This is a genomic window from Paenibacillus sp. FSL F4-0236 (assembly GCF_038000135.1).
Lineage (GTDB): Bacteria > Bacillota > Bacilli > Paenibacillales > Paenibacillaceae > Paenibacillus_AQ.
The window spans coordinates 4,987,535-5,009,882 of sequence record NZ_JBBOBK010000001.1; the positions used below are offsets into that span (position 1 = coordinate 4,987,535).

24 protein-coding genes and 1 other annotated feature are annotated in these 22,348 nt (G+C 46.3%); of the genes, 6 read left to right on the top strand and 18 right to left on the bottom strand.

What is annotated here, in order from left to right; all coding sequences use genetic code 11:
- Positions 1–67: 67 nt before the first annotated feature.
- The 4 genes from NSQ29_RS22415 to NSQ29_RS22430 all read right to left on the bottom strand — a co-directional run bounded on the left by NSQ29_RS22415 (position 68) and on the right by NSQ29_RS22430 (position 2,125).
- Complete coding sequence (locus tag NSQ29_RS22415) at positions 68–310, bottom strand: twin-arginine translocase TatA/TatE family subunit (protein ID WP_042185275.1); 243 nt, start codon at positions 308–310, stop codon at positions 68–70.
- A gap of 137 nt (positions 311–447) precedes the next feature.
- Positions 448–933 carry a MogA/MoaB family molybdenum cofactor biosynthesis protein gene (locus NSQ29_RS22420; RefSeq protein ID WP_020429419.1) on the bottom strand — a complete coding sequence of 162 codons (486 nt, stop codon included), beginning with the start codon at positions 931–933 and terminating at the stop codon, positions 448–450.
- Positions 934–1,012: 79 nt separating this feature from the next.
- Positions 1,013–1,486, bottom strand: a complete 474-nt coding sequence (moaC, locus tag NSQ29_RS22425) for a cyclic pyranopterin monophosphate synthase MoaC (RefSeq protein ID WP_339269068.1) — start codon at positions 1,484–1,486, stop codon at positions 1,013–1,015.
- 3 nt (positions 1,487–1,489) lie between these two features.
- Positions 1,490–2,125 (bottom strand): 5-formyltetrahydrofolate cyclo-ligase, encoded by a 636-nt coding sequence (locus NSQ29_RS22430; RefSeq protein WP_341126124.1) that lies wholly within the window; start codon positions 2,123–2,125, stop codon positions 1,490–1,492.
- Positions 2,126–2,369: 244 nt separating this feature from the next.
- Here NSQ29_RS22430 and NSQ29_RS22435 point away from each other — a divergent pair, with 244 nt between their 5' ends.
- The gene (locus NSQ29_RS22435) at positions 2,370–4,310 is read left to right on the top strand and encodes an ABC-F family ATP-binding cassette domain-containing protein (RefSeq protein ID WP_341126125.1); all 1,941 of its coding nucleotides are present in this window, start codon (positions 2,370–2,372) and stop codon (positions 4,308–4,310) included.
- Positions 4,311–4,715: 405 nt separating this feature from the next.
- Here the strand turns inward: NSQ29_RS22435 and NSQ29_RS22440 are convergent, their stop codons facing one another.
- The 8 genes from NSQ29_RS22440 to NSQ29_RS22475 all read right to left on the bottom strand — a co-directional run bounded on the left by NSQ29_RS22440 (position 4,716) and on the right by NSQ29_RS22475 (position 10,653).
- Positions 4,716–6,251, bottom strand: coding sequence for a 2-isopropylmalate synthase (locus NSQ29_RS22440; protein WP_042185267.1), 1,536 nt, complete (start codon positions 6,249–6,251; stop codon positions 4,716–4,718).
- Positions 6,252–6,302: 51 nt separating this feature from the next.
- On the bottom strand, positions 6,303–6,464 hold the full coding sequence (locus NSQ29_RS22445) for a hypothetical protein (RefSeq protein WP_341126126.1): 162 nt from the start codon (positions 6,462–6,464) through the stop codon (positions 6,303–6,305).
- A 28-nt stretch (positions 6,465–6,492) separates the two neighbouring features.
- Positions 6,493–6,774, bottom strand: a binding site (T-box leader).
- 388 nt (positions 6,775–7,162) lie between these two features.
- Positions 7,163–8,212, bottom strand: coding sequence for a tRNA (adenosine(37)-N6)-threonylcarbamoyltransferase complex transferase subunit TsaD (gene tsaD, locus NSQ29_RS22450; protein WP_340974327.1), 1,050 nt, complete (start codon positions 8,210–8,212; stop codon positions 7,163–7,165).
- Entirely contained in the window at positions 8,209–8,733 is a 525-nt protein-coding gene (gene rimI, locus NSQ29_RS22455) for a ribosomal protein S18-alanine N-acetyltransferase (RefSeq protein ID WP_042185263.1), read from the bottom strand. The genes tsaD and rimI overlap by 4 nt, the downstream gene beginning before the upstream one ends.
- A complete protein-coding gene (tsaB, locus tag NSQ29_RS22460; protein ID WP_341126127.1) occupies positions 8,730–9,566 on the bottom strand; it encodes a tRNA (adenosine(37)-N6)-threonylcarbamoyltransferase complex dimerization subunit type 1 TsaB in 837 nt (278 codons plus the stop codon). The genes rimI and tsaB overlap by 4 nt, the downstream gene beginning before the upstream one ends.
- A 5-nt stretch (positions 9,567–9,571) precedes the next feature.
- Positions 9,572–10,054: a tRNA (adenosine(37)-N6)-threonylcarbamoyltransferase complex ATPase subunit type 1 TsaE gene (gene tsaE, locus NSQ29_RS22465; RefSeq protein WP_042185258.1), complete on the bottom strand. Its 483-nt coding sequence runs from the start codon at positions 10,052–10,054 to the stop codon at positions 9,572–9,574.
- A 211-nt stretch (positions 10,055–10,265) separates the two neighbouring features.
- A complete protein-coding gene (locus tag NSQ29_RS22470; RefSeq protein ID WP_042193364.1) occupies positions 10,266–10,451 on the bottom strand; it encodes an H-type small acid-soluble spore protein in 186 nt (61 codons plus the stop codon).
- 31 nt (positions 10,452–10,482) lie between these two features.
- A complete protein-coding gene (locus tag NSQ29_RS22475; RefSeq protein WP_156113056.1) occupies positions 10,483–10,653 on the bottom strand; it encodes a hypothetical protein in 171 nt (56 codons plus the stop codon).
- 139 nt (positions 10,654–10,792) lie between these two features.
- Here NSQ29_RS22475 and ku point away from each other — a divergent pair, with 139 nt between their 5' ends.
- Positions 10,793–11,761, top strand: a complete 969-nt coding sequence (gene ku, locus NSQ29_RS22480) for a non-homologous end joining protein Ku (protein ID WP_341126128.1) — start codon at positions 10,793–10,795, stop codon at positions 11,759–11,761.
- 12 nt (positions 11,762–11,773) lie between these two features.
- On the top strand, positions 11,774–12,721 hold the full coding sequence (locus tag NSQ29_RS22485; RefSeq protein ID WP_341126129.1) for an ATP-dependent DNA ligase: 948 nt from the start codon (positions 11,774–11,776) through the stop codon (positions 12,719–12,721).
- Positions 12,722–12,768: 47 nt separating this feature from the next.
- On the opposite strand, the gene NSQ29_RS22490 is transcribed toward NSQ29_RS22485, so the two are convergent.
- The 4 genes from NSQ29_RS22490 to NSQ29_RS22505 form a co-directional block, all read right to left on the bottom strand.
- A complete protein-coding gene (locus tag NSQ29_RS22490; RefSeq protein WP_341126130.1) occupies positions 12,769–13,575 on the bottom strand; it encodes a hypothetical protein in 807 nt (268 codons plus the stop codon).
- Positions 13,576–13,604: 29 nt separating this feature from the next.
- Positions 13,605–14,420 carry a hypothetical protein gene (locus NSQ29_RS22495; RefSeq protein WP_341126131.1) on the bottom strand — a complete coding sequence of 272 codons (816 nt, stop codon included), beginning with the start codon at positions 14,418–14,420 and terminating at the stop codon, positions 13,605–13,607.
- Positions 14,421–15,018: 598 nt separating this feature from the next.
- The gene (locus NSQ29_RS22500; protein ID WP_341126132.1) at positions 15,019–16,209 is read right to left on the bottom strand and encodes a hypothetical protein; all 1,191 of its coding nucleotides are present in this window, start codon (positions 16,207–16,209) and stop codon (positions 15,019–15,021) included.
- Positions 16,173–16,754 carry an RNA polymerase sigma factor gene (locus NSQ29_RS22505; protein WP_445164927.1) on the bottom strand — a complete coding sequence of 194 codons (582 nt, stop codon included), beginning with the start codon at positions 16,752–16,754 and terminating at the stop codon, positions 16,173–16,175. Before NSQ29_RS22505 ends, NSQ29_RS22500 begins: the two co-directional genes overlap by 37 nt.
- Positions 16,755–16,897: 143 nt before the next feature.
- Here NSQ29_RS22505 and ligD point away from each other — a divergent pair, with 143 nt between their 5' ends.
- On the top strand, positions 16,898–17,782 hold the full coding sequence (ligD, locus tag NSQ29_RS22510; RefSeq protein WP_341126133.1) for a non-homologous end-joining DNA ligase: 885 nt from the start codon (positions 16,898–16,900) through the stop codon (positions 17,780–17,782).
- 237 nt (positions 17,783–18,019) lie between these two features.
- On the opposite strand, the gene NSQ29_RS22515 is transcribed toward ligD, so the two are convergent.
- Positions 18,020–18,859, bottom strand: coding sequence for a YitT family protein (locus tag NSQ29_RS22515; RefSeq protein ID WP_231573468.1), 840 nt, complete (start codon positions 18,857–18,859; stop codon positions 18,020–18,022).
- 240 nt (positions 18,860–19,099) lie between these two features.
- Positions 19,100–20,530, bottom strand: coding sequence for a cardiolipin synthase (gene cls / locus NSQ29_RS22520; protein WP_339800823.1), 1,431 nt, complete (start codon positions 20,528–20,530; stop codon positions 19,100–19,102).
- Between the two features lie 208 nt (positions 20,531–20,738).
- Between cls and NSQ29_RS22525 the strand changes: the two genes are divergently transcribed.
- Together NSQ29_RS22525 and NSQ29_RS22530 are read left to right on the top strand one after the other, a co-directional pair.
- A complete protein-coding gene (locus NSQ29_RS22525; RefSeq protein WP_339269040.1) occupies positions 20,739–21,857 on the top strand; it encodes a peptidoglycan DD-metalloendopeptidase family protein in 1,119 nt (372 codons plus the stop codon).
- 40 nt (positions 21,858–21,897) lie between these two features.
- Positions 21,898–22,347, top strand: a complete 450-nt coding sequence (locus NSQ29_RS22530; protein ID WP_339800819.1) for a bactofilin family protein — start codon at positions 21,898–21,900, stop codon at positions 22,345–22,347.
- Position 22,348 lies beyond the last annotated feature (1 nt).

Genomic DNA, 22,348 nt, shown 5'->3' on the forward strand with positions numbered 1-22,348 from the left:
AAATTGAAAAAGGGACATCTCCTAAGTCTATTAGACTTGAGAGATTGCCCCATTGTTAAATCTTTTATTATTCCGGCAGGCGTTTGTCCTGAGGAATATCTGCAGCGACCGTCTGCGGGGCCGTCGGCACAGGAGCTTCGCTCTTCTTCACCGGATCACCATCGCCGATGATTTCACGTGCGCCTTCCTTAAATTCACGGAAGGTTCGTCCAACTGCGCGGCCTAACTCTGGCAGTTTATTCGGTCCAAAGAGGAGCAGTGCCAGTATAACCAACAAGATAATACCCGGAGTACCAATTCCACTAAACATTATTATTCCTCCTTGTCCGTCTATCCGATCATGGTATCGATTACGATAATCTAATAATACCATAACTTATGTCACAGTTACATCCACTATCTTCTATAAATAGTTTATCCTTGTGACGTGACAAGAATATGACAATGTTATTGGCGGTATTGGCCAGTTACCATGAGTAACGCTTCAGGTAGTTGATCCATAATGGCTGCTAAATTCTCATGAACACCCTTCGGTGTGCCCGGTAAGTTGACAATCAACGTGCGTCCACGAATGCCGCATATCCCGCGGAACAGCATCACCGCACGGTTTTTTTGCATCACCGTACTTCGCATCGCCTCAGAAAGTCCAGGCACTTCCCGTTCGATTACACGCCGGGTTGCCTCTGGAGTCACATCACGTATCGCTAAATCCGTACCTCCGGTAGTCAATACCAGATCTGCTTGAAAATAATCTGTAAGTTCTATCAAAGCTGCGATAATCTCATCTTGTTCATCGGGCACGATCCGATATTCAACGATCTCGCCTCCAAGTTCCTCTTCCACCAGCTCCCGAATAACCTGGGCGCTCGTGTCTTCCCGTTCGCCCCTGGCCCCTTTATCGCTGGCCGTTAGGATTGCTGTTTTCCACGCCATAGGTTTGTCCTCCCTCTCTATGTATAATTGGCTGTACAGTGCAGCCCACTTGCTTCAGCGCATCGAACGTCAGCTCTGATCAGGGTTCAAGCACGTAATCTCCATTCTTGCCCCCACTTTTAGATACTAAGAGCGTTGGTCCGATAATCATGTCCTTCTGAAGAGCCTTGCACATGTCGTACACCGTTAGTGCTGAGGCAGAAACAGCGGTCAATGCCTCCATTTCAACTCCGGTCTTTCCGGTAGTATGGACTGTTGCTTCTATATAAAGTTCATCTTCGCTGTTATCGGAGAAGCGGATGTCAATACCGGTAAGTGGGAGCGGATGGCACATCGGAATCCAGTCAGACGTCTTCTTGGCCGCCATAATTCCAGCGATCTGCGCAACGGCAAGTACGTCTCCTTTACTGATCTTGCCTTCCTTGATGGCACTAAGCGTCTCAGTTGCCATCTTGATCTTACTCCGCGCGACAGCTGTCCGCTTCGTAATCTCCTTTTCGCTCACATCCACCATACGAGCTCTTCCCTGCTCGTTAAAATGGGTCAATTCCACGGTTCACTCTCCTTTTCGGCAGTGCACTATGCCATTTTCAGTAATCAGCATGTCCATAAAGGCATCATGCTCATCCATGGGCACTTTCGGAACCAATTGCATACCAAAGGCTAGCCCGATCAAGACAGGGGGCTTCGCAGCAGCATACTCTTCCGTCTCCCATGACGCACGCAATCGATCATAGTATCCTCGGCCGTAACCAAGCCTGCCTCCCTGAAGATCAAAAGCCAGCCCCGGAACAAACACAACATCCGGTAGTGTAACAACTTCAATCTCTTGTGAATCTTTGCCGGATACAATAGGTTCATGGATACCATACGCCCCCGGCTCAAGCTCACTCCAAGCGTTTACCATATGGACACTCATTGCACCACTTGCCGGAATGACACGCGGCAGCAGTACCCTACGCTGGTCCTTCCACGCCTGTGTAAGAAGCGCGTTGGTATCGAGTTCAGAACGGAAAGATACATAGGCCATCAGTGAGGCTATGTCTTTCGTCTTCAGCCACTCTGATGCATGCTTGCAGACCAGAAAAGACAATTCCCTTCTCTGGTCCGAGGAGAGCTCGTTTCGGGCGATGGTCTTCTCAGTTCTTAGTTGTTGCTTTGCTTTGGAGATCACCGACTCCTTGCTTGACATCGCCCGGCAACCCCCTATATTTATCCCAAGCTTATCCTTGTTTGTAAATCCAGTTTACCACTCTTCTCCCCGGTTCGCCAAGGTGGATAGGACTGTGTTTCTGGGCCAGGTCGTTATTCTCTGCTTATGATATATCGAGCTCTCGCTTGGGAAACGCTTTTCATGTAAACTATAGAATAAGTTGTTCATACGGCTGAGGTATAAATGCCAAGGCGAAATATGCAAGGGTGGAGGTTTCATCGTTATGCTTCTTCAAGCGACAGGAATTACAAAATCATATGGTATACAGAACGTACTAGACGGTATAAGCCTTCAGGTAAATGAAAAGGAACGTGTCGGACTCGTGGGTGTTAATGGTGCCGGCAAATCAACTTTTCTGCAAATTCTGGCTGGTGAAATGTCCTATGACAGCGGTCAAATTCATAAATCAAAAGAAACTACTATCGGGTATTTAGCCCAAAATAGCGGACTTCAATCTGACAAAACCATTCATGAAGAAATGATGGCAGTTTTCGCACCGTTGATCGAAGCCGAGGCTGAGCTAAGAGAGATGGAAGTAAGCATTGCCGATCCTAAGCTGGCAGAGGACCCCAAACGGTACGAAGAACTGCTCGAAAGATATGCCCGCCGATCAGATTGGTTCAAGGATCACGGCGGTTATGAAATGAATACACGAATCCGCAGTGTCCTGCACGGCATGGGCTTCGGCGAGTTCCCACCGGATACACCTATCTCCACACTTAGCGGTGGCCAGAAGACTAGACTCGCATTAGCCCGCATTTTGCTTCAGGCTCCCGATCTTCTAATGCTGGATGAGCCGACGAACCATCTGGATATCGAAACATTAACATGGCTTGAGGATTATCTTCGCAGTTATGCTGGCGGAATTCTGGTCGTATCTCATGACCGTTATTTCCTTGATCGGCTTGTAACTACTATTGTAGAGATCGAGCGTCATCAATCTCGGCGTTATACAGGCAATTACAGCCGATATGTAGATTTGAAGGCTGCCGAATATGAAACACGGATGAAGCAGTATGAGAAACAGCAAGATGAAATCTCAAGAATGGAAGATTTCGTTCAGAAAAATATTGTGCGAGCATCTACCACGAAACGTGCGCAGAGCAGACGCAAAGCGCTTGAGAAGATGGACCGTATTGATCGACCGATGGGCGATCTGAAGAAAGCCAGCTTCTCCTTCGAGCCTGACTTCATGTCTGGTAAAGAAGTGCTGCAAGTACGTAATGTTGCGGTTGCTTTTAATGATGGTCCACCTTTGTTCAAGGACGCTTCTTTCGAACTGCGCCGGGGAGAAACTGCTGCACTCATCGGTCCCAATGGTATTGGCAAATCTACACTGCTGCAGTGTATGACCGGAACCCGCGAGCCTTCAACTGGAACTGTGAATTGGGGGACTAAGGTAAAGGTCGCTTATTATGATCAGGAACAGACCCGCCTCAATCCAAAGAACACAGTAATGGAAGAGCTATGGAGTGAATATCCAATGATTGAGGAAGCCAGAATCCGTACGATCCTTGGCAACTTCCTCTTCAGCGGTGAAGATGTTCTTAAGAAGATATCCGCGCTGAGCGGCGGCGAAAAAGCACGCGTTGCATTATCAAAGCTCATGTTGCGCGGCGCAAATATGCTCATCCTAGATGAGCCGACCAACCATTTGGATTTAGTCAGTCGTGAGGTCTTAGAATCAGCTTTAATTGATTTCGAGGGCACATTGCTCTTCATTTCTCATGACCGTTATTTCCTCAATAAAATGGCTGAACGGGTGCTTGAGCTTCATCCCGAGGGGATCGATCAATACCTTGGCAACTACGATGACTATATCGAGAAAAAACGAGAATTAGAAGAGATTGCGAAAGATGCCGCCGAATTAGCCGCCAAAAACGTCAACAAGGATGCTGCAGTTCCTGAAAAAAACGCTGTTTCCTCCTTCGAAGCGGACAAGCAAGCCAAGCGTGAAGAGCGTAACCGGAAGCGGCGCATTGCTGAGCTAGAGGAAGGCATTGCTGAGCTAGAAGAGTCGATCGCTTTTATAGAGAATGAAATGACTAAACCTGAAGTTTATCAGGATTATTTAGCACTTCAAGGTCATGAAGAGGATCTGAAGAACAAAAAAACTCAGCTTACCGATTTATTTAACGAATGGGAAATCCTTGCTGACGAATAATGTAAAAGCCACTTCATAAATTTTTTTCATATTTCTTATTTTGTTCATAAACAGTTATCCACAGCTCTATACACAGGTTTCGTGTATAACTCCCTACTAAAAAAGCCCCTTAGGGGCTTTTTTTATGCGTTAAATCAGTATTTTCGAATTACAGGAATTATTATCCACCGAATTATCCACATTATCCACAATTCCCACAAGGTTTCATTGCTAATAAAAATGGTTATAAGGGCATTTTAAAAAGAGCTGACATTGCTGATTTTACGCACTTTTTACACAATTCGTAGAGAATATGTGGATAACGTTGTCCACAACTTGACAAAAGACATAACCCCACCTAAAACCTGTCATCAAAAGCTAAAAAAGAACCCGCCATCTCTAAATCAGACAGCGGGTCGATGTATATTAAACGATTTGTGTAGAGAGCAGGGCAGCGTTACAGGCTGCAATATAGGCAATCCCTGCTGCCATAATAATATCTTGATGCGTAGCTGTGCCTCTAAATTTAAGACCTTCCCACTCTACCATCACAGCCGCCTCCGCCTGGGCGTTCTCTCCACTTCCAAGTGAATGCAGCTCAAGTCCCGCAAAATCGATGTCCTCTGAGATGCCTTGCCCAATAGCAGCGATAATGGCTTCAAGCGGACCATCTCCAGTACTAGTATGAGAAGTTTCCTGTCCAGACTTCAAATGGCGAACCGTAACCGCGGCCACCCGGCGCTGGGCACTGCCTGCCAATACCTGAACCTCACCCAGTTCATAGACCTGAGCTTGCTGTCCAGTTGTACTGCTCACCATTTGCAGCAACTGGTCATCACTGACTACCTTTTGGCGGTCAGCGGTCTCTTTAAACGATTCATAAAGTGCATCCAGCTCCGCAGGCTCCAGCGTAATACCATACTTCGCCGCCCGGTCCTTCAGCGCATGTCTGCCAGAATGCTTGCCCAGAATGATCATGCTACGCGGGATACCCAGCCGCTCTGGGTCCATAATCTCATAGGTGCTACGATCCTTCAGCAAACCATCCTGATGAATCCCTGACTCATGCTGGAAGGCATTTCTTCCGACGACTGGTTTGTTATAGGCGATTGGAAAATGCATCGCTCCGCTGATCAGCCGCGAAGTATCATACAGCTTATCAAGCACAATGCCTGTTTCTGCTCCAATCGCATCCCCGCGGGTTTCGAGCGCCATCACAAGCTCTTCCAGTGCGCAGTTCCCGGTACGCTCGCCGACTCCGTTCACAGTGACTTCGATCTGCGTCGCACCTCCATCAATTGCTGCCAGACTGTTGGCTACAGCCAGCCCCAAATCATTGTGACAGTGGGCACTGTAGCTTACCGTTTCTCCACCTCTTGCTCCTAGCCGCACACGCCGGAACATTTCCCCATATTCATGTGGCAATGCGTAACCGACCGTATCGGGCAGATTGATAATAGAAGCGCCTTCCTCAATAACCGCTTCAATCATTTCAATCAGATCATCAATTCCTGTTCGCGCAGCATCCATCGCCGTGAATTCAACGACATCAGAGAATTGACGCGCATAAGCCGTCATCTCGCGGGCTTTGGCTACGACTTCAGCTCTGCTCATACGCAATTGATGCTGCAAATGAATATCAGAAGAGGAGATGAACAGGTGGATCCGCCGGCGTTCAGCATCTTGGGTTGCCCGGACTGCCGCGTCAATATCTCCTTTAACCGCCCGTGCAAAACCGCAAATTTCCACATTTCGCACCTTACGAGAAATCGTCTGTACTGCTGCAAAATCACCAGGGCTCGATATCGGAAATCCAGGCTCCATCACGTCAACACCCAGATCCGCAAGCTTATAGGCCAGCAGTATTTTTTGCTCTGGGGTTAGACTTGCACCCGGAGCCTGTTCACCATCTCGCAGAGTCGTATCGAAAATTTGTATACGTTTCTTTACTGGAATAATCATCTGATTTCCTCCTGTTTTCCTCTTATTGGATTCCTTACCCTAACCTATGCTTCAGCGCAGATCCACACGTCGACTTGTGGTCCTGCTAAATCCCCACCCACTGCTGCCGGCAGCTGATACGAATGAATCCTCTGCACAATTTGGAATGTGCAGAAGGTTCACTCTTGGCGTCTTATATAGCGCCTGAGTCCATAACCCGAGTTGCTGCTTCAATAAGAACGCAAAAACCCGCCGTCTCTAATAAAGAGACGGCGGGTTACCCCTCCGCGGTACCACTCTTTTTGACGCATAGGCTATTCATATAATCAAGCCATTAAGCTGCGTCCAGCTCTTCTTCCCGGTCCATCCTGAGGGAGTCAGGATATCTGGAAAGGTCCGATAACGGGGACAGCCGTAGGCAGCGTACTCTTATTTCCGCCGCTCCGCTCCCGGGCGAGATTCAAGACTTTCGGTGACTGCGTCGCACCACCCCGCAGCTCTCTGTTCACCGTCATTCCCTACTACTCCCGTTCTTAGCGTGTATTATATACATTCTCACTACTCAAAATCCATACAAAAAAGCCTGCCATCTCATTCAAGAGACGACAGGCTGTTAACCTTCGCGGTACCACTCTTGTTGATGCTCTGTACCGGTTAAGTTACTGCCGATTCCAATTGAACATCCACTCTACGGTCCAGTATGTTAGATACTCGACCACCCTTTCACGGAGGTTACCCGTAGACGGTGTACGAACGTTCCGGCGACAATTGCCGGTAATGCTTCCACCGTTCCGCTCCCAGACGAGTTCAGGTCCCCTTCGACTGCGTCGCACCTACCCGCAGCTCTCTTATCCCAGAGTATCCTTACTACTTCCGCTCATCGCGTTTCCTTGTATAATTGAACTGATTATACTCGTTAGCTCCAAATGATGTCAATAGGCGGATACAGACCATTGTTCCAATGAGAATCCAGGGTCTGCTACCATATCCAGCGGAGTACCGCCATCATGCTGCCACTTCACGTATGCAGCAGCTCCAATCATAGCTGCATTATCCGTGCAGTATACCGGAGGTGGAATAATAAGCTCAATGCCCTCCGCTTCACAGCGTGAGATCAATGCCGTGCGCAGGCCAGCATTAGCAGCAACACCTCCACACAGCAATAACTGCTTGGAGCTAGTAGCTTTAACAGCGCGTACCGCTTTTTCCACCAGCACCTCAACCACAGATTCTTGGAACCCGCGGGCAATGCCTGCGACATCTGGTGTGAGACCCTTCATCTTGCTCTGATTCACAACGTTCAGCACAGCCGACTTTAAGCCACTGAAGCTGAAATCATAAGAACCCGGCTCCAGCCATACTCTTGGTAACGGTACAACCTCAGTCGCCTCGCGGGCCAGACGATCCACATGAGGTCCACCGGGATAAGGGAATCCTAGTGCTCGTGCCACTTTATCATATGCTTCGCCTACGGCATCATCACGGGTGCGTCCGATAATTCGAAACTCACCCTCCCGCTCCATATGAACCAGTTCAGTATGTCCGCCGGACACCACTAGTGTCATGCATGGATACTGTAACTCTGCCACTAAACGGTTAGCATAAATATGTCCTGCAATATGATGTGTACCAATTAGCGGCTTACCCCATGCGAGGGCAAGGCTCTTGGCAGCTACTACCCCGACAAGTAAAGCCCCCACCAAACCTGGGCCTTGTGTAACCGCCACCGCCGACAACTGATCTGGTGTAACCCCTGCTGTAGCGAGTGCTTCTTCTATCACCAGTGTAATTACTTCCACATGCTTACGGGAAGCTACCTCTGGTACCACGCCACCGAAGGCGCGATGCGTCTCAATCTGACTCGAGATGATATTGGATAACACTTCAGAGCCATCTTTGACTACAGCCACTGACGTTTCATCACAACTCGTCTCAATAGCAAGTATTAGTACAGGCTGAGCTGCGCCCGTTTCTGTCTTCATTTCAAGTCCACGCTTCCTTCCATATTCCCATGCTCCTCGTACTCTGGCAGATCCGCCCACATAATGAGCGCATCCTCGCGATTATCGGAATAATATCCTTTGCGTGTGCCAGCAGATCGAAAGCCTTTTTTACGATATAAATTCTGTGCTACCTCGTTCGATACCCGTACCTCAAGTGTAATAGACTTCATCCCCACATAAGATGCCGTCTTCATCAGCTCTTCGAGCAAACGCTCGCCCCATTTACGTCCACGATAGGCTTCAAGCAGGGCTATATTCGTCACATGCGCCTCATCCACGATGGCCCACATACCGGCATAACCGATAATATGACCAGCCAGCTCCATAACCATATATTTTGCAAAATGATTATGCGTCAGCTCGTTACGAAAAGCTTCCTCTGTCCAAGGCATCGTGAAGGCTTCCCGTTCAATGATAAGAATGTCAGGAATATCCGTAAGCTTCATCAAACGAAAAACAAGTTCAGCCTCTTGAGCTATCATTGATTCCGCTTCCGTCATGGTTTCTTTAAGCCCCCTTCTCTGCTTAACCGCAGATTGGCCTCCGCTTCTGAGATCTGAGTATAGTTAGGGATCAAGCTATGGATATCATCTTTCTCTACCTGAAGCCGCGCTTCTCCAAGAAATCCTGTCCAGCGGCCTTCCATTTCATAAGAAACTGCAATAGGAACACCAAGATCCTTCAATGGACGAAGCGATTCCTCACTGCCATGAACTGCAGTCTCCCCAACAAACCAAAGAACAGCGGGCTTATTGCCTTCGACTGAAGCCTGTCCTAAACGTTCAGCTAAGTACTCCACCCAATCTGCCATCAGGCGGATGGCATCAGGCTCAAGACGGCTAGGAGCATTATTTCCCTCAGCTGCGAATAATCCTGTATACACCTGTCCTCGGCGCGCATCCATTAGTGGAATGATCCAATCAGGCCCGTAGCTGTTATTCTCGGTAGTTTGTTCCGACGCATTGGTCATCACGTTATTCTTGAGGGCTGTTTGATATCCGCCCCACGCCACTGCATGTAGACTCGAAATACCGACAACTGGGACATCCCATGCCCATGCCAGCGTTTTGGCAGCGGTAACTGCGATACGTGTCCCCGTATACGATCCAGGACCCACACCAACAGAAATCCCGCCCAGCATTGCAGCAGTAGTTCCTGTAGCTTGCAGCGCCTGCTCAATGATCGGGAGTAAATGCACCGAATGATTCCGTTCTCCGGAAGCATTTATTTCATGCAGTAGTTCCCCATTCTCTGTAACTGCCACGCCTAATACTGCAGTTGATGTATCCAGCGCTAAAAGCCGCTTGCGCGGCTCTGTATTCTGATTCGTCATATTCCTTAACCCCACTTCTGGATCAGCTGCCGGCAAAGCTCACCATACGGCTCCCCGATTCCGGTCACCGTAATCATTCTTTCATCTGGCCCCACTGTTTCCATGTATATATGCATATGCCGCGGCGGCATTAAATCCGTAATAATACTGCTCCATTCCACCAAGCAGACCCCTTGCCCGTAGAAATACTCATCAAGTCCAAGCTCGTCCGCTTCCTGAAGCGAAATCCGATATACATCCATATGATATAGGGGCAGACGGCCCTCGTACTCTTTAATAATTGTAAAAGTAGGACTGTTTACGATCCCCTTTACGCCGAGATGCCGAGCGTACCCTTGCGAGAATGCTGTTTTTCCTGCGCCCAGATCGCCGTCCAAGCCGATAATCATCCCTGGCGTTGAAGCAGTAGCTAGAGCAGCTGCAAGCAACTCCGTATCCTGGAGGCTGTAAGAACGGTAAGTGAACACCGTTTCGTCTGTATTGTCCAACTACAACTACCACCTTTTAAAATATACCTGCCAAAAACCATTACTATTAATTATATCGGTATGCTCCATCCATCGCAACAACTGTCCCAATTCAATCTCCCATGCCAGTATGCCAACAATAGAAAAAGAGACCTCTACGCAAAAATAAGCATAAAGAGTCTCTTTTATAAAAAAGTAATTTAGTTTATCTCAGCTCTTTGAACAAACCTTGTTAATGATCTTGCTCTTCTAACCGTTCAACGCCTACCGTATGCGTATTCGTTGGTCGAGAGCCCACTTGAACCGTAGCCATTCCGTTCTGTGCATCCACATGCTCAATCCATACAGGTTCTCCATCCAAATGTACACTTACCGTCTCTTTAGAAGCATAAATATCCTGTGCTCGTTTGACGTCCACCACTGTTCTCCTCCTTTATTTTACCTAAATCTCACGATTCTAATGGCGAAGTTTCTTCGAGGGTTGATTCCGCATCAAGCTTCTCCGAGTCCGAGACCTGACTTGCTTCCGGTGGAGCTATAATGCTGTCCCAATCCACAACTGTCGCTGGGATATCCTGCTCGCTCAGCGCATCGATCCACTCGTTTCCACGCGGTTCCATGACTTAGTATTCTCCTCCTCAGCTTTATTAGCCTGATTTTATATTTTCCCATGCTTCACAAAAAATGCACCCGGCTAGAAAAGCCTGTCCTGCCTCATACTAACCCAAAGCAAATAACTTAGATCAGGAGGCGTTTCTCATGCATACCGTTTGGAAAGGAGCCATCAGCTTCGGGCTAGTGCATGTTCCGGTTAAAATGTTCTCCGCTACGGAAGACAAGGACATTTCTCTGCGTTATATCCATAAGGAATGCGGCAGCCCACTGTCGTATGTACGTAAATGTCCGGTGTGTGACAAAGAGGTGGCTTGGGAAGAAATCGGCAAGGGTTATGAATATGAAAAAGGGAAGTTTGTTCTATTCGACAAAGAGGAACTGGATCAATTGAACGACGAAAGCAGCAAAAGCATTACCATACTCGACTTTGTTGATCTGACGGAGATCGATCCAATTTATTTTCAAAAAACCTATTACTTATCTCCGGATCAGGCTGGGACAAATGCATATCGGCTTCTTATGGAGGCCATGCGTCAAACTGGTAAAATTGGCATCGCAAAAATATCGATTCGTTCAAAAAGCAGTCTTGCTGCTATTCGTGTGCTGGAGGATTGCCTCGCCATCGAGACTATTTTTTATCCTGATGAAGTGCGACCGGTCTCGCAAGTGCCTGGCCTGCCCGAAGCAGGGACGGTGAATGATAAAGAGCTGGATATGGCCAAGCTGCTCATTTCACAGCTATCCACGCCTTTTGATCCGGCAAAATATACCGATGATTATCGCCAGCGTATGCTTGATCTAATCTCACATAAAATCGCAGGCGAGGAATTTCATATCGCTCCTGCCAAACAGGAAAGCAATGTAATTGATCTAATGGCAGCATTGCAGGCCAGTATTCAGGCTGTACAGCATATCCCTACAGATCCGGGTCCTTCATTAACAAATACTAAGAAAACAAAAACTAAAGCGGCTCCGGCTGCCAAAAGAAAAACAGCCAAGTCTAAAGCAGCAGCTGAGCCTGCCGATCAGCAAAACGAGGCTTCCGGGCCGATTCCAGTCATCGCACCAAAACCGAAACGCCGCAGCCCAAAAAGTAAAACAACCGTATCTTAGGAGGCTCTGGTGATGAAGCTTCAGCCTATTATTCCTTTTGAACCCATACTGGCTGGGCAGCTTCCAGCAGGCATTCAGTGGATCGCACAGATTAAATGGGATGGCGTTCGCATGTTGTCCTATTACGACGGAAGCACTACTCAGCTTATTAACAGACGTGGTAATTACCGTACAGCGCAATATCCAGAACTTACTGATGTATCTGCTTACTGTAAAGCTGACTCCGTTATTCTTGATGGTGAGATCATTGCACTGGGGGACGGCAAGCCCTCATTTCACGAAGTTATGCGGAGGGATAGCTTAAAGAATGGCTCCACCATTTCCGTCGTTAGGTATCAGGTTCCTGTCATTTATATGATTTTTGATATTCTGTTTTATAATGGCCAATCGACGATGGATCAGCCTTTATTCTCACGGCAGCAGCTGCTAAACGATATTCTGCTGCCGCATCCCCACGTACAGGCCGTACCCAGTTATACCGATCCCACAGAATTATTCGCCGCCGCTCAGAGTCAGAGCTTAGAGGGAATCGTCTGTAAGGATATCAACAGTACTTATGCTCCCGGTGGAAAAGATAAACGTTGGCAGAAACGCAAAATCATTTCTGATCTTACGGCAGTAGCCGGGGGTGTAACGTTCCGAGACGGCATCGTCAATGCGCTACTTCTTGGGCTGTATGATGATAAAGGAAATTTGCATTATATCGGACATGCCGGGCCAGGAAAATTGACTGTACAGGATAAACGCGACTTAACTGCAGAGGTACAGCATTTAAAAATAGATCAAATGCCCTTTACAGCTGATCCCCAGCGAGGGAAGGGTGCTTTTTGGATAAAACCGAAGCTTGTCTTCAAAGTTCATTTTTTGGAATGGAATACCTCAGGCACTCTTCGTCAGCCGGTTACTCAAGCTAGGGTAGATCTTCCTCCCGAATCATGTACTATGGAGCAAAAAGGATAAACTCTTTCCAAAAAAACGTCCTCCCGAATTTATCGAGAGGACGTTTCTTATTGCGCTGTAAGACTCGTTACAATGGTCTCCAGCTCTGCTTTTGTCTGCGCAGTATTTTTCGTATTCGTCAGCGTGTAATCAATACTTCCATCCGCACTGGACCATACAAGCTGGACTTTTAGATCTCCATGGTGAGGACCAAACACCGTGTAGACTGCTTCAATCCCGTTGATGGTCAAATTTTCATCCTGGTCACCAGGCAGCTGCGCTAAAGTAACTCCTTCCGGAAGTGTATATGCTGGAGCTGATTTTAGATTCAATCTATCCCCATTTCGCAGATAAGTGATAGAGGTTTCTGTACCGCTCCACTTTAAGCTTTGTGAAATCACTTTTTTACCAGCAGCTTGTGCTTTAGCTTTCACCTGATCTCTGAGGGTTTTATACTCTGTACTGAAAAACTTCGGAAGCACTGGATTTAAAACGACATCCTGCAGCTTATAATCCTCTGGGAGAGAAGCTGGTATCAAGAGTGACTTTCCGCTTAATGAAGATAGCTTCTGTGCTGCTTCGTTTATAGAGCTGAATCTGTATGGCATATAGCTTACACTCAAATCTTCCTCTGGATTAGATTTTTTGTCATTAACATAGAGAGCCTTAATTTCTCCCGTTTGTAGGGGAACAGCATATTCTTTGGCAATCAAATCCTTAATCGTTGGCGATACCGGTGGTGATTTCTGTTCAACCGGAACCGTACCTTTGCTTTTATTATTGCTCCCTGCAGGCACTGCGCCTGCTGTTCCACTTACCGCGCTCATTAACACTAGCAGACTCAAAACCGTGATAGCCGCACTTTTTTTAATCATCTTTATAATATCCTCCTTTAACCCCATGGTTATTTGATCATGCTTTTAGCTACAGCCAACATTTCATTTGTCGTCAGTTTACTGACCCGATTGTCTGAAAGGGTATATTGTATCGTGCCTGATTTATCCAGCCACACTAGCTTAGTGTTGAAACTTGCTTCTTTAGCCGAATCAGTTGTAAGAATTACTTTCCTACCGTTGACCGTCAGTTCTTTCTTAGTTTCCGAAGCTCGTACAAAAGGCACAGCTCCTTCGGGAAGTTTGGCGGGCGGCACTCCAGTTACAATACTAAAATTGGCTTTTCCTTTGGCATACAGCTGCATAGACAAGTTCGTCTGGCTCCAGCTGATGATCTTGCTAAACAACTGTTTGTTGGGATCACCTGCCGCCGCTGCTGCCTTTAGTTCCTGCTCTAATTGCAAATACAGCTCTGAATCATTTGCTACAGACGGTGGATAAATGATGGCTGTCGCCAGAGCAAAGCCTTTAGGAAGATTTCCAGGCTGTGGAGTAGTTGGACCCTTCAACGCTTTGAATTTAGCAGCAAAGGATTTGTAGTCTTTAAAAACAAATCCTTTGCCAGAGAAGCTGATCGTATCCTGAGGGTTAGAGACTTTGTCACGTACGTAGTAGGCCAAAAGCGTACCTTCCTTCAAGCTTGCTACGATCGCCTGTAATTCCTTTTGAGGATTCTGATCGGTTGATGCTGAAGTCAGCTGTTCTGCTGCCGCCGCGACCGAAAGAAACAAGCCAGGCGCAACCCCACTTACAACTACTCCTGTTCCTAACAAGGTTGCTGCCGAGAGTACGATCAGTGTTTTTTTGAAATCATTATTGAGCTTCAATTTCTAACATCCTCTCCTTCTAAAAGGGTGAATGTAAGCTCACCCTGTTTTCAACTACACTTCTATAACACTCCAGCATGAGAAAAAGGGACATTTTCTTACAAAAAAGAGGCCGCCCCAAGCAACCATCATGGCTTTTGGGACAGCCTCTTTTTTTGTTCTTAACATTACAAGTGACGCACCAAGTGATGCAATATGTGAAGCACCTATAGAGTAATTGGGGAATTTCTCCCTAAAATTCAGAGATTTGTGTTCATCGGTCTTGTAATTAGGGAAAACTTCCCTGAAATTTGGCCTATTCGGCAACGAATAAAGAAATTCCTATGATTATTAGGGAGGAATTCCCTGATTTCGTTCATTTAGAGCGAATATCGGTTATTTTTAGGGAGTTTTTCCCTAATTAGTTTAAAACAAGTAAATCACCCATAGCACATCGCCCACCGCCCCAACCAGTAGCATAGAACACTACGCGTGGCATATCGTCACATGGCACAGTAAAATCCATTACTTTTCCTATTCCATAAAAAAAGCTGCCTCCCAAGTAGATTTCACTACTTTTGAGACAGCTTCTCATATTGTGCGGATAGAACAACAGTCGCTAGCGAATAAAACTATTGGCAATCACTTGCCATTGTTCACGGGTTAAAATGTTATTCAATCCATCATTTAGACTACGAATCGTCTGGCTGGCTTCATCATACCAATACAAACGATTCTGAGAAGTCCAAGCCTGCGCCCCCTGCTCTGTACTCGCAGCAATAAAAACCGCCTCTTTGCCGGTGTTTGTCAGTGACCATTTTTCAGCAGTCTGCCCTTCCAAGATAGACACTTGCGTTATACCACCCATATAGGCCCTCTGACTTAAGGATAGTTCAATTGTTTGATCCTCCTTATGGTAGGAAACCTCAGCGCTCTCTATGGCATTCACAGCGATCTTCTCCATAAACAGCTTTTGGCCTGTTTTATCGTCCTTAGCTTTCTTTTGAAATTGTTCAAGAACTTCTTTGTATTCCGTGTCTATCGACCCGTAAGGAGAAGCGGCTTTAAAAGTTGCTTGCTCGAATTCGTAACCATCGTCGAGTATGGAAGGCAGTTCTGGCCAGAAATCGCCAGCTACTTTTAATTCGTTTACGAAGTCCTGATATTTCGAATACACAGGAGGATTGAAAGCGAACTGCAATTGATTCCCATAGCCTAATCCTTTGACCAACTTAGTGAATTCAGTATCAATCACGTAATAGGCAGCCATTTCTCCGGGGTTCAAGCGGGCAAGCACCTGCTCATTATAAGTCGCTAATAAAGTCTGATACTTCTCAATCGCAGGAGAGGCCGTGGCAACAGGCTTACTATTATTAGTATGCACCGTCTGGACAACCACCCTTCCTCCACTATTCACTAGGGTAATCGAACCATCCGAAGGTTTGATGATATCAATTGTAGACTGGCTACTATGTTCTGTTAAACCTCCAAGTCCAGACAGCTGAAGGGCACCAAATCCGATCATCCCCAGCAATATAGCTGCGGAGACCCCTGAGAGAAGTCTTTTCCTAAATTTAGATGGAAGCGGGATAGTCTTCTTTTGCATCTGCATAACAGAATCTCCCGGTTCTCCGAATGACTCCAGCTCGTCTCTGAGGTTCGCCATTTCTCCGTCCATCGTTTTCTGTTGATCATAAATTGCCCTTACCCGATTCATAACTGCTGCTCTTACATCTAGTTCGTCACAGGTCCCCAATGCGTCCATTTTCTTTATCATTTTCTCTTCAATACAGCTTCGTTGCCCCACCATTCCGTCCCCCCTTTTTGAGCATTCATCATTTTGCCAAGCTTTGTAATCGTACGCCTGTATTTCTTCTTCACAGCATCAGTATTCTTATCGAGGATCTCCGCAATCTCCGGGAAGCTCTGTTCCTCAAAGATTCGCAGAACTAACAGATTTCGTTCATCTAATTTCAATTTCAAGAGGGCAAAGGTGAGATGTTCGTTAAATATGTAACGGTCCATCAACTGTTCCGGGCTTTCTGCAGGAGGATCCGGTTGAAAAAGCGCCATAATCTTCAAATGTCTTTGACGTTTGCGGATCAGGCTGAGGCAATGATGATAGGCAATTTTATATAGCCAAGAAGAAAAGCTCGTGATAGGGCGATATGTGCCTATGTGCTGATATGCCTTCACTAGAATATCCTGTACCGCATCCTCCGCTTCCGTACGGCTCCCAAGCAGCCTGCAGCAATAGCGGTAAATCGGCTTTTGAAAAGCTTCGACGATAAGGGCATAGGACTCTACCTCGCCTGCCTGTACCCGAACGACGGTGTGTTCGATCCCGTCCAAAATCAGCAAACTCCCCTTTCACATAACCGTATAACCTTATAACTCTTATGATCATCCAAAAGGGACACTTTGGAAATATTTTTTTCATGAAAAGGAACAGACTGGCACATAATACCCTCATTCCTATAACAGAGAGGAGGTTCAGGATGCCAGCAGCCATCAAAGGCACAATTACTGTAGAGGGCCAAGAGATAACCATCACCAACCCAGAGAAGCTGCTATGGCCGGATTGCGGGATTACGAAGCGGATCTATCTGGAAAAGCTCGCCGCCCTCTCTCCCTACCTGCTGCGTTATTGTCGAGATCGGCTGCTAACCGTAATACGTTATCCGCATGGTATCTCTGGAATGTCCTTTTATCAGAAAAATGCACCTGATCCTCTTCCAGCCTTTGTCCAGACCGCTGTTCACGAGAATATTAACTATATCAAGCTGCAAGGTTTACCTGAGCTGATCTGGCTGGGTAATCTGGCTGCTTTGGAGTTTCATCCTTCTTTGCATTATGTAGGTAGCGAGCTGCCTTGTGAATGGATGATTGATCTAGATCCGTCGCGTGAGGTCGAGCCCCGTATCATGGAAGCAACTGCAATCGTAGGGACGGTCCTAACCTCCCTTGGTTTATCCTCTGTGCCCAAAACCTCCGGGGCTACCGGGGTGCAGATCATCGTTCCTATCGAGACTGGCGTTACTTTTGATGGATTGCGAAAAATCGGACACTTTGTGGGGCGTTATGTCACTGAAAAGCACCCCGATTTATTCACCTTGGAGCGTCTGAAGAAGAATCGGGGAGATAAAATCTATTTTGACTACCTCCAGCATTACAGTGGCAAAACATTAGCTGCACCTTACACACCGCGTGCCAGGCCGCTTGCTACAGTATCCACACCATTGCTCTGGAAAGAGGTTCAGCAAAACGTATCTCCTACTGATTTTCATCTGCTCAATATTGAGGAACGCCTGCAACAGATGGGAGATCTTTTGGAAAAAGTGCCACCGCAGCCCGTCAAACAACTCATTGCTAAGCTTCCATAGGGATGGAATGCCACGAATAATGAGCCCAAAAACAGCAATAAGCCCGCAGCATCATTTCATGCTACGGGCTTATCAGGCGTCCCACTCAAGGACAGAAGGTATATTGTATAAGAATACGGCATATCGAGTCTTGTTCACCGTATTTATTGCTCCATTATTCGTAAAAATACCTTCTTTCAGTTAATAGTACTAAAGTGCCAAGCTAAAACGCCTGCGGCGTCCTTTTAGGATGGTAAGCTAATGAATTGCTTTCTTCTTGAAACGGCCACCTTTAACATCATGAATGTTACCTATTGCGATGAATGCACCAGTATCCCAATCCTCAACAATGGATTTAAGCTTAGCTTCTTCCAAACGGGTAATAACCACGAAGATCACTTTCTTATTCTCCCCGGAAAATCCGCCTTCTCCATCTAAATAAGTAACACCACGTCCAAGACGTTCCGTCAAGGCTTCACCGATATCACGGAATTTATCACTAATAATCCATACCGATTTCGACTGATCCAGACCCTCAAGTGTAATGTCAATTACCTTGAATGCAATGTAATAAGCAATTAGTGAGAACATCGCATTATTCCAACCGAACACAAATCCAGCTCCGGATAAGATGAATAGGTTGAAGAACATAACAACTTCACCTACAGAGAAAGGAAGCTTCTTGGCTACAAGAATCGCAACAATTTCTGTACCATCTAGAGATCCGCCAAAACGTACAACTAACCCTACACCTACACCAAGAATGATCCCCCCAAAAACGGCAGCAAGCATAGGCTCAACCGTAAAGGCATTCACATGATGCAACATTGAAGTACCAATAGACATAAGCACAATTGCATATAAGGTAGATAAGGCAAAGGTCTTACCGATTTGCTTATACCCGATTAACAAGAACGGAAGGTTTAACAGCGTCAATAAAATCCCCAGAGGAATGTCGAATAGATGTGATAAAATAATGGAGATACCGGTAATCCCACCATCAATCATTTGATTCGGTACGAGGAATATCTCAAGTGCAACAGCCATCATTGCTGCCCCAATGGATAACATGATCATTCGCTGCGCGAACTTAGCCATTTTATGTGTTCCGGTCTTCTGCAGCTTGTTCTTTTCCTCTTTGGCAATCATTTGTGGACTCACATTCATAGAACTCCCCCTACAATTTAACAGTATAGTGTTGAAACATTCGGAAGTATAATTATAATCTATACTTTCTTACATTTCTTCTTATACAATTATTATATCACAAAATAAGCCCTAATAATGAATGGAACACGTTATATCCTTCGAAAAATTCAGATTTAGTCCTCTTTCCGCTCATAATAGCGGAGATAACAACTGACACAGCCCTTCACCGAGTTTGACAATTCTCCCTCTCTCCTTAAACTTTACAGGATCAATAAATTCACTGTGCTTTTGATCCTTCTCAAACCCTGTGACTAGAGGGGATATAGCATCAGGATGTAGCAGCACAGCAGTCAATTCAAAGTTAGAATAAAAGCTGCGCATATCCAGATTTGCACTCCCCACTGTAGCGAGCAGATTATCGATAATCATGATTTTGGCATGCATAAATCCTTTAGTATAGCGGTAGAATTTAACTCCAGCGTCTTGTAAATTTTCTAAATAAGACAAAGAAGCATGATAGACAAGCACATTATCAGGCTTCGCCGGAATGATAATTCTTACATCCACTCCACGAAGTACTGCACTTTTCAAGGCCCGGCAGATGGCAGGATCAGGAATAAAATACGGTGAAGTAATCCAAATCCGCTGTTTAGCTGCACATAAGGCGGCAAAATACATCTCTTGAGAGGCGTCCATTGCAGCATCCGGACCACTCCCTACAATCTGCACGGCTTCTTGTGACTCACAATTATGTTTTGGGAACAGACGCGGATGGCTTGTGCTTTCGCCAGAGGCCAATCTCCAATCCTTTAAGAAGACATACTGAATATAATATACTGAGTCTCCTTCGAGACGCAGATGGGTATCACGCCAGTATCCCATTTTGAGATCCTTCCCCAAATAATCATCCCCTATATTCATTCCACCCGTGAAGCCAACGAGGCCATCTACCACCAGGATCTTCCGATGATTGCGGAAATTAAAACGACGGTCTAACAGAGAACTAATCGGAGGTAAAAAAAAGTGGAACTCCACCCCAGCATTTCTCATCGTTCGAATAAACCTACGACTTAATTTATGACTGCCCAGACCATCACAAAGCAAGCGTACTTTAACGCCCTGTCGCGCCTTCCGAATCATAACATCTTGAAATTGCTCACCGATCTCATCATCACGATAAATATAAAATTCCATATGTATATGTTCTTTCGCTTCTTCCATAGCTTCCAGCATAGCATCATACGCTTCTCTCGCAGATGATAATACCCTGCTCTTGTTATGACCAGTAATTGGTCCTTCTGCGATCTTAGAAAGCAAACCCAATAGACCCTTATTATTCTCAAACTGAGCGTTCCCACTCTCAGTAACATCCTTTACTACCTTAATATTGCCAGAGACATGCGAACGAATTTCACGAAATAGTGTAGTACATCTTTTGTTTAATTTTCGATTCTGTCTATAATCACGGCCCAGAAAATAATAGAATGCCAGACCCAGCGGCGGACAACAGAATGAAATGAACAACCACGCCAAAGCCCTTTGCGGGCGACGAAACTCCATAAATACAATTACTGCGACCTGAATAATAAAAAGACTTAGAATTATCGCAAAAATCTTCAATTCCCTACCCCCTTCATTAATAAAACAGTTACCAATAGACTCGCTGCGACGATTCTATTACTGGTTTTGCCGTAACTCTCTTTCTTTATTCAAACAAACCGTTGTCATGTTCCTGAAAGATATGGAATACATAGAGTAGTAAGACAATTCGGGATGAGCCTAATGGAAGTAAGGTCGTTAGCTTCGTGTATCGTAAGGCGGCTGCCATATGCCGCAGAAAGGAGAAGCCATGAAGAGTCAGCCAGATCATAACCGGATTACGCTGCTCGTCGTAAGGGATGCCGGACGCCCAGTCAAACAACTCCAGATCTCCAAGCCACTTGCGTTCGCCCTGCCGGCAGCAGCAGCCCTGTCCCTCTCCAGTCTGGTCACCTCTATGCATTTCCATGCCTCGCAGTCGATCTCACAACTGGAAGCTGAGGCAGCCGCACTATCACTAACCAATCTCCGCATGGAAATGAAGGTCGCTGACAAGGATAAGGATCTAATGCAGCTTCGTACTCAAGTCAGCGAGCTATCAGAAGAGGCAGATAATATTAAAGACAAGCTGAAGAGTGTAAATGCGCTGGAACAGGAGTTGCAGTCTTTGATCAACAAAAGCAAAGGCTCCGCCGCTGAAACAAAAGAATCAAAAAAGGGATCAACCGCTTCAAACTCAACCTTAGGCTTATCGAGCCGTAACGCTGTGCCAATCCCAAATGAGACATCTTTTAAAGCTACAATCACATCACAGGTAGGCGGAGAATATATCGCGTCTTATCAGAACGAATCGCTGAATCTAGTGGAGGAAACAAAAGACGATTTCGAAGAGATCCACGGTATGCTCGATGAAATGGTGGAAAGTATTACTCAAACTATCACTCTGGCGGAGCATGCGAATAACGTTCAAGCAAATCAACAGGCAAAAAAAGCTCAAGCTGAAAAAGCCAGACTAAATGCAGCGGTACTCTGGCCAACCGATTCTAGGGTCATCTCCTCAAGCTTCGGCTACCGAACAGATCCTTTCAAAGGCTTATCCGCGTTCCATTCAGGTGTCGATATTGCCGGGAACTTAGGCGATCCTGTATATGCCGCCTTAGACGGGGAGGTCGTTACCTCCGAGCAGATGGGTGCGAGAGGCAAGTATGTCGTGATCAAGCATTCGAACGGGCTTGAAACCTGGTATATGCATCTGCAGGCAATGAATGTATCTGCGGGAGACAAGGTTAATAAGGGGCAGAAGATCGGCTTGCTTGGAAACACTGGTCGAAGCACAGGACCTCATCTTCATTTCCAGGTAGTGAAGCAGAATAAAACTGTGGATCCATTGGATTATGTTAAACCCTAAACGTTAATGTAAAAATATATGAACTAGGAGGAATATATACATGTGGAATAAGCGGCAGCAGCGTGCCTCTATCAAGTCTACTGACTCTCTGATTGGGCATGGGGGTACGCTCGAGGGTAAAGTACATTGCGATACGAACCTGAGGATTGAAGGTACCTTTAGCGGAGAAATTATATGCAGTGGTGTAGTCACTGTAGGTGAGGAAGGCACGGTGCGCTCCAGTATTAGAGCAGAAGAGATCGTTATCGCTGGTAAAGTATATGGAGATGTTACCGCAGACCGTAGGCTCATTATGACCGGTACTGGCGAGCTGCACGGTAATATTTCTGCAGGAGCACTCAGTATTATGGAAGGCAGCCTGCTTAATGGGTCCATCGCCATGCATGAACAGCCCACCTCTGAACAAGCAGGTGAGCTCAAAAGTAATACGAAAAAGGACAAGACAGCAAAACGTTCCTCCAAAGCAGAAGAAACGCTTGAAGCCGGTTAAT

What these genes read in the sequence shown, in the direction of transcription:
- NSQ29_RS22415 (WP_042185275.1), bottom strand. Translation starts at nt 310, where the DNA reads ATGTTTAGTGGAATTGGTACTCCGGGTATTATCTTGTTGGTTATACTG.
- NSQ29_RS22420 (WP_020429419.1), bottom strand. Translation starts at nt 933, where the DNA reads ATGGCGTGGAAAACAGCAATCCTAACGGCCAGCGATAAAGGGGCCAGG.
- NSQ29_RS22430 (WP_341126124.1), bottom strand. Translation starts at nt 2,125, where the DNA reads ATGTCAAGCAAGGAGTCGGTGATCTCCAAAGCAAAGCAACAACTAAGA.
- NSQ29_RS22435 (WP_341126125.1), top strand. Translation starts at nt 2,370, where the DNA reads ATGCTTCTTCAAGCGACAGGAATTACAAAATCATATGGTATACAGAAC.
- NSQ29_RS22440 (WP_042185267.1), bottom strand. Translation starts at nt 6,251, where the DNA reads ATGATTATTCCAGTAAAGAAACGTATACAAATTTTCGATACGACTCTG.
- tsaD (WP_340974327.1), bottom strand. Translation starts at nt 8,212, where the DNA reads ATGAAGACAGAAACGGGCGCAGCTCAGCCTGTACTAATACTTGCTATT.
- rimI (WP_042185263.1), bottom strand. Translation starts at nt 8,733, where the DNA reads ATGACGGAAGCGGAATCAATGATAGCTCAAGAGGCTGAACTTGTTTTT.
- tsaB (WP_341126127.1), bottom strand. Translation starts at nt 9,566, where the DNA reads ATGACGAATCAGAATACAGAGCCGCGCAAGCGGCTTTTAGCGCTGGAT.
- NSQ29_RS22475 (WP_156113056.1), bottom strand. Translation starts at nt 10,653, where the DNA reads ATGGAACCGCGTGGAAACGAGTGGATCGATGCGCTGAGCGAGCAGGAT.
- ku (WP_341126128.1), top strand. Translation starts at nt 10,793, where the DNA reads ATGCATACCGTTTGGAAAGGAGCCATCAGCTTCGGGCTAGTGCATGTT.
- NSQ29_RS22485 (WP_341126129.1), top strand. Translation starts at nt 11,774, where the DNA reads ATGAAGCTTCAGCCTATTATTCCTTTTGAACCCATACTGGCTGGGCAG.
- NSQ29_RS22490 (WP_341126130.1), bottom strand. Translation starts at nt 13,575, where the DNA reads ATGATTAAAAAAAGTGCGGCTATCACGGTTTTGAGTCTGCTAGTGTTA.
- NSQ29_RS22500 (WP_341126132.1), bottom strand. Translation starts at nt 16,209, where the DNA reads ATGGTGGGGCAACGAAGCTGTATTGAAGAGAAAATGATAAAGAAAATG.
- ligD (WP_341126133.1), top strand. Translation starts at nt 16,898, where the DNA reads ATGCCAGCAGCCATCAAAGGCACAATTACTGTAGAGGGCCAAGAGATA.
- NSQ29_RS22515 (WP_231573468.1), bottom strand. Translation starts at nt 18,859, where the DNA reads ATGGCTAAGTTCGCGCAGCGAATGATCATGTTATCCATTGGGGCAGCA.
- NSQ29_RS22525 (WP_339269040.1), top strand. Translation starts at nt 20,739, where the DNA reads ATGCCGCAGAAAGGAGAAGCCATGAAGAGTCAGCCAGATCATAACCGG.
- NSQ29_RS22530 (WP_339800819.1), top strand. Translation starts at nt 21,898, where the DNA reads ATGTGGAATAAGCGGCAGCAGCGTGCCTCTATCAAGTCTACTGACTCT.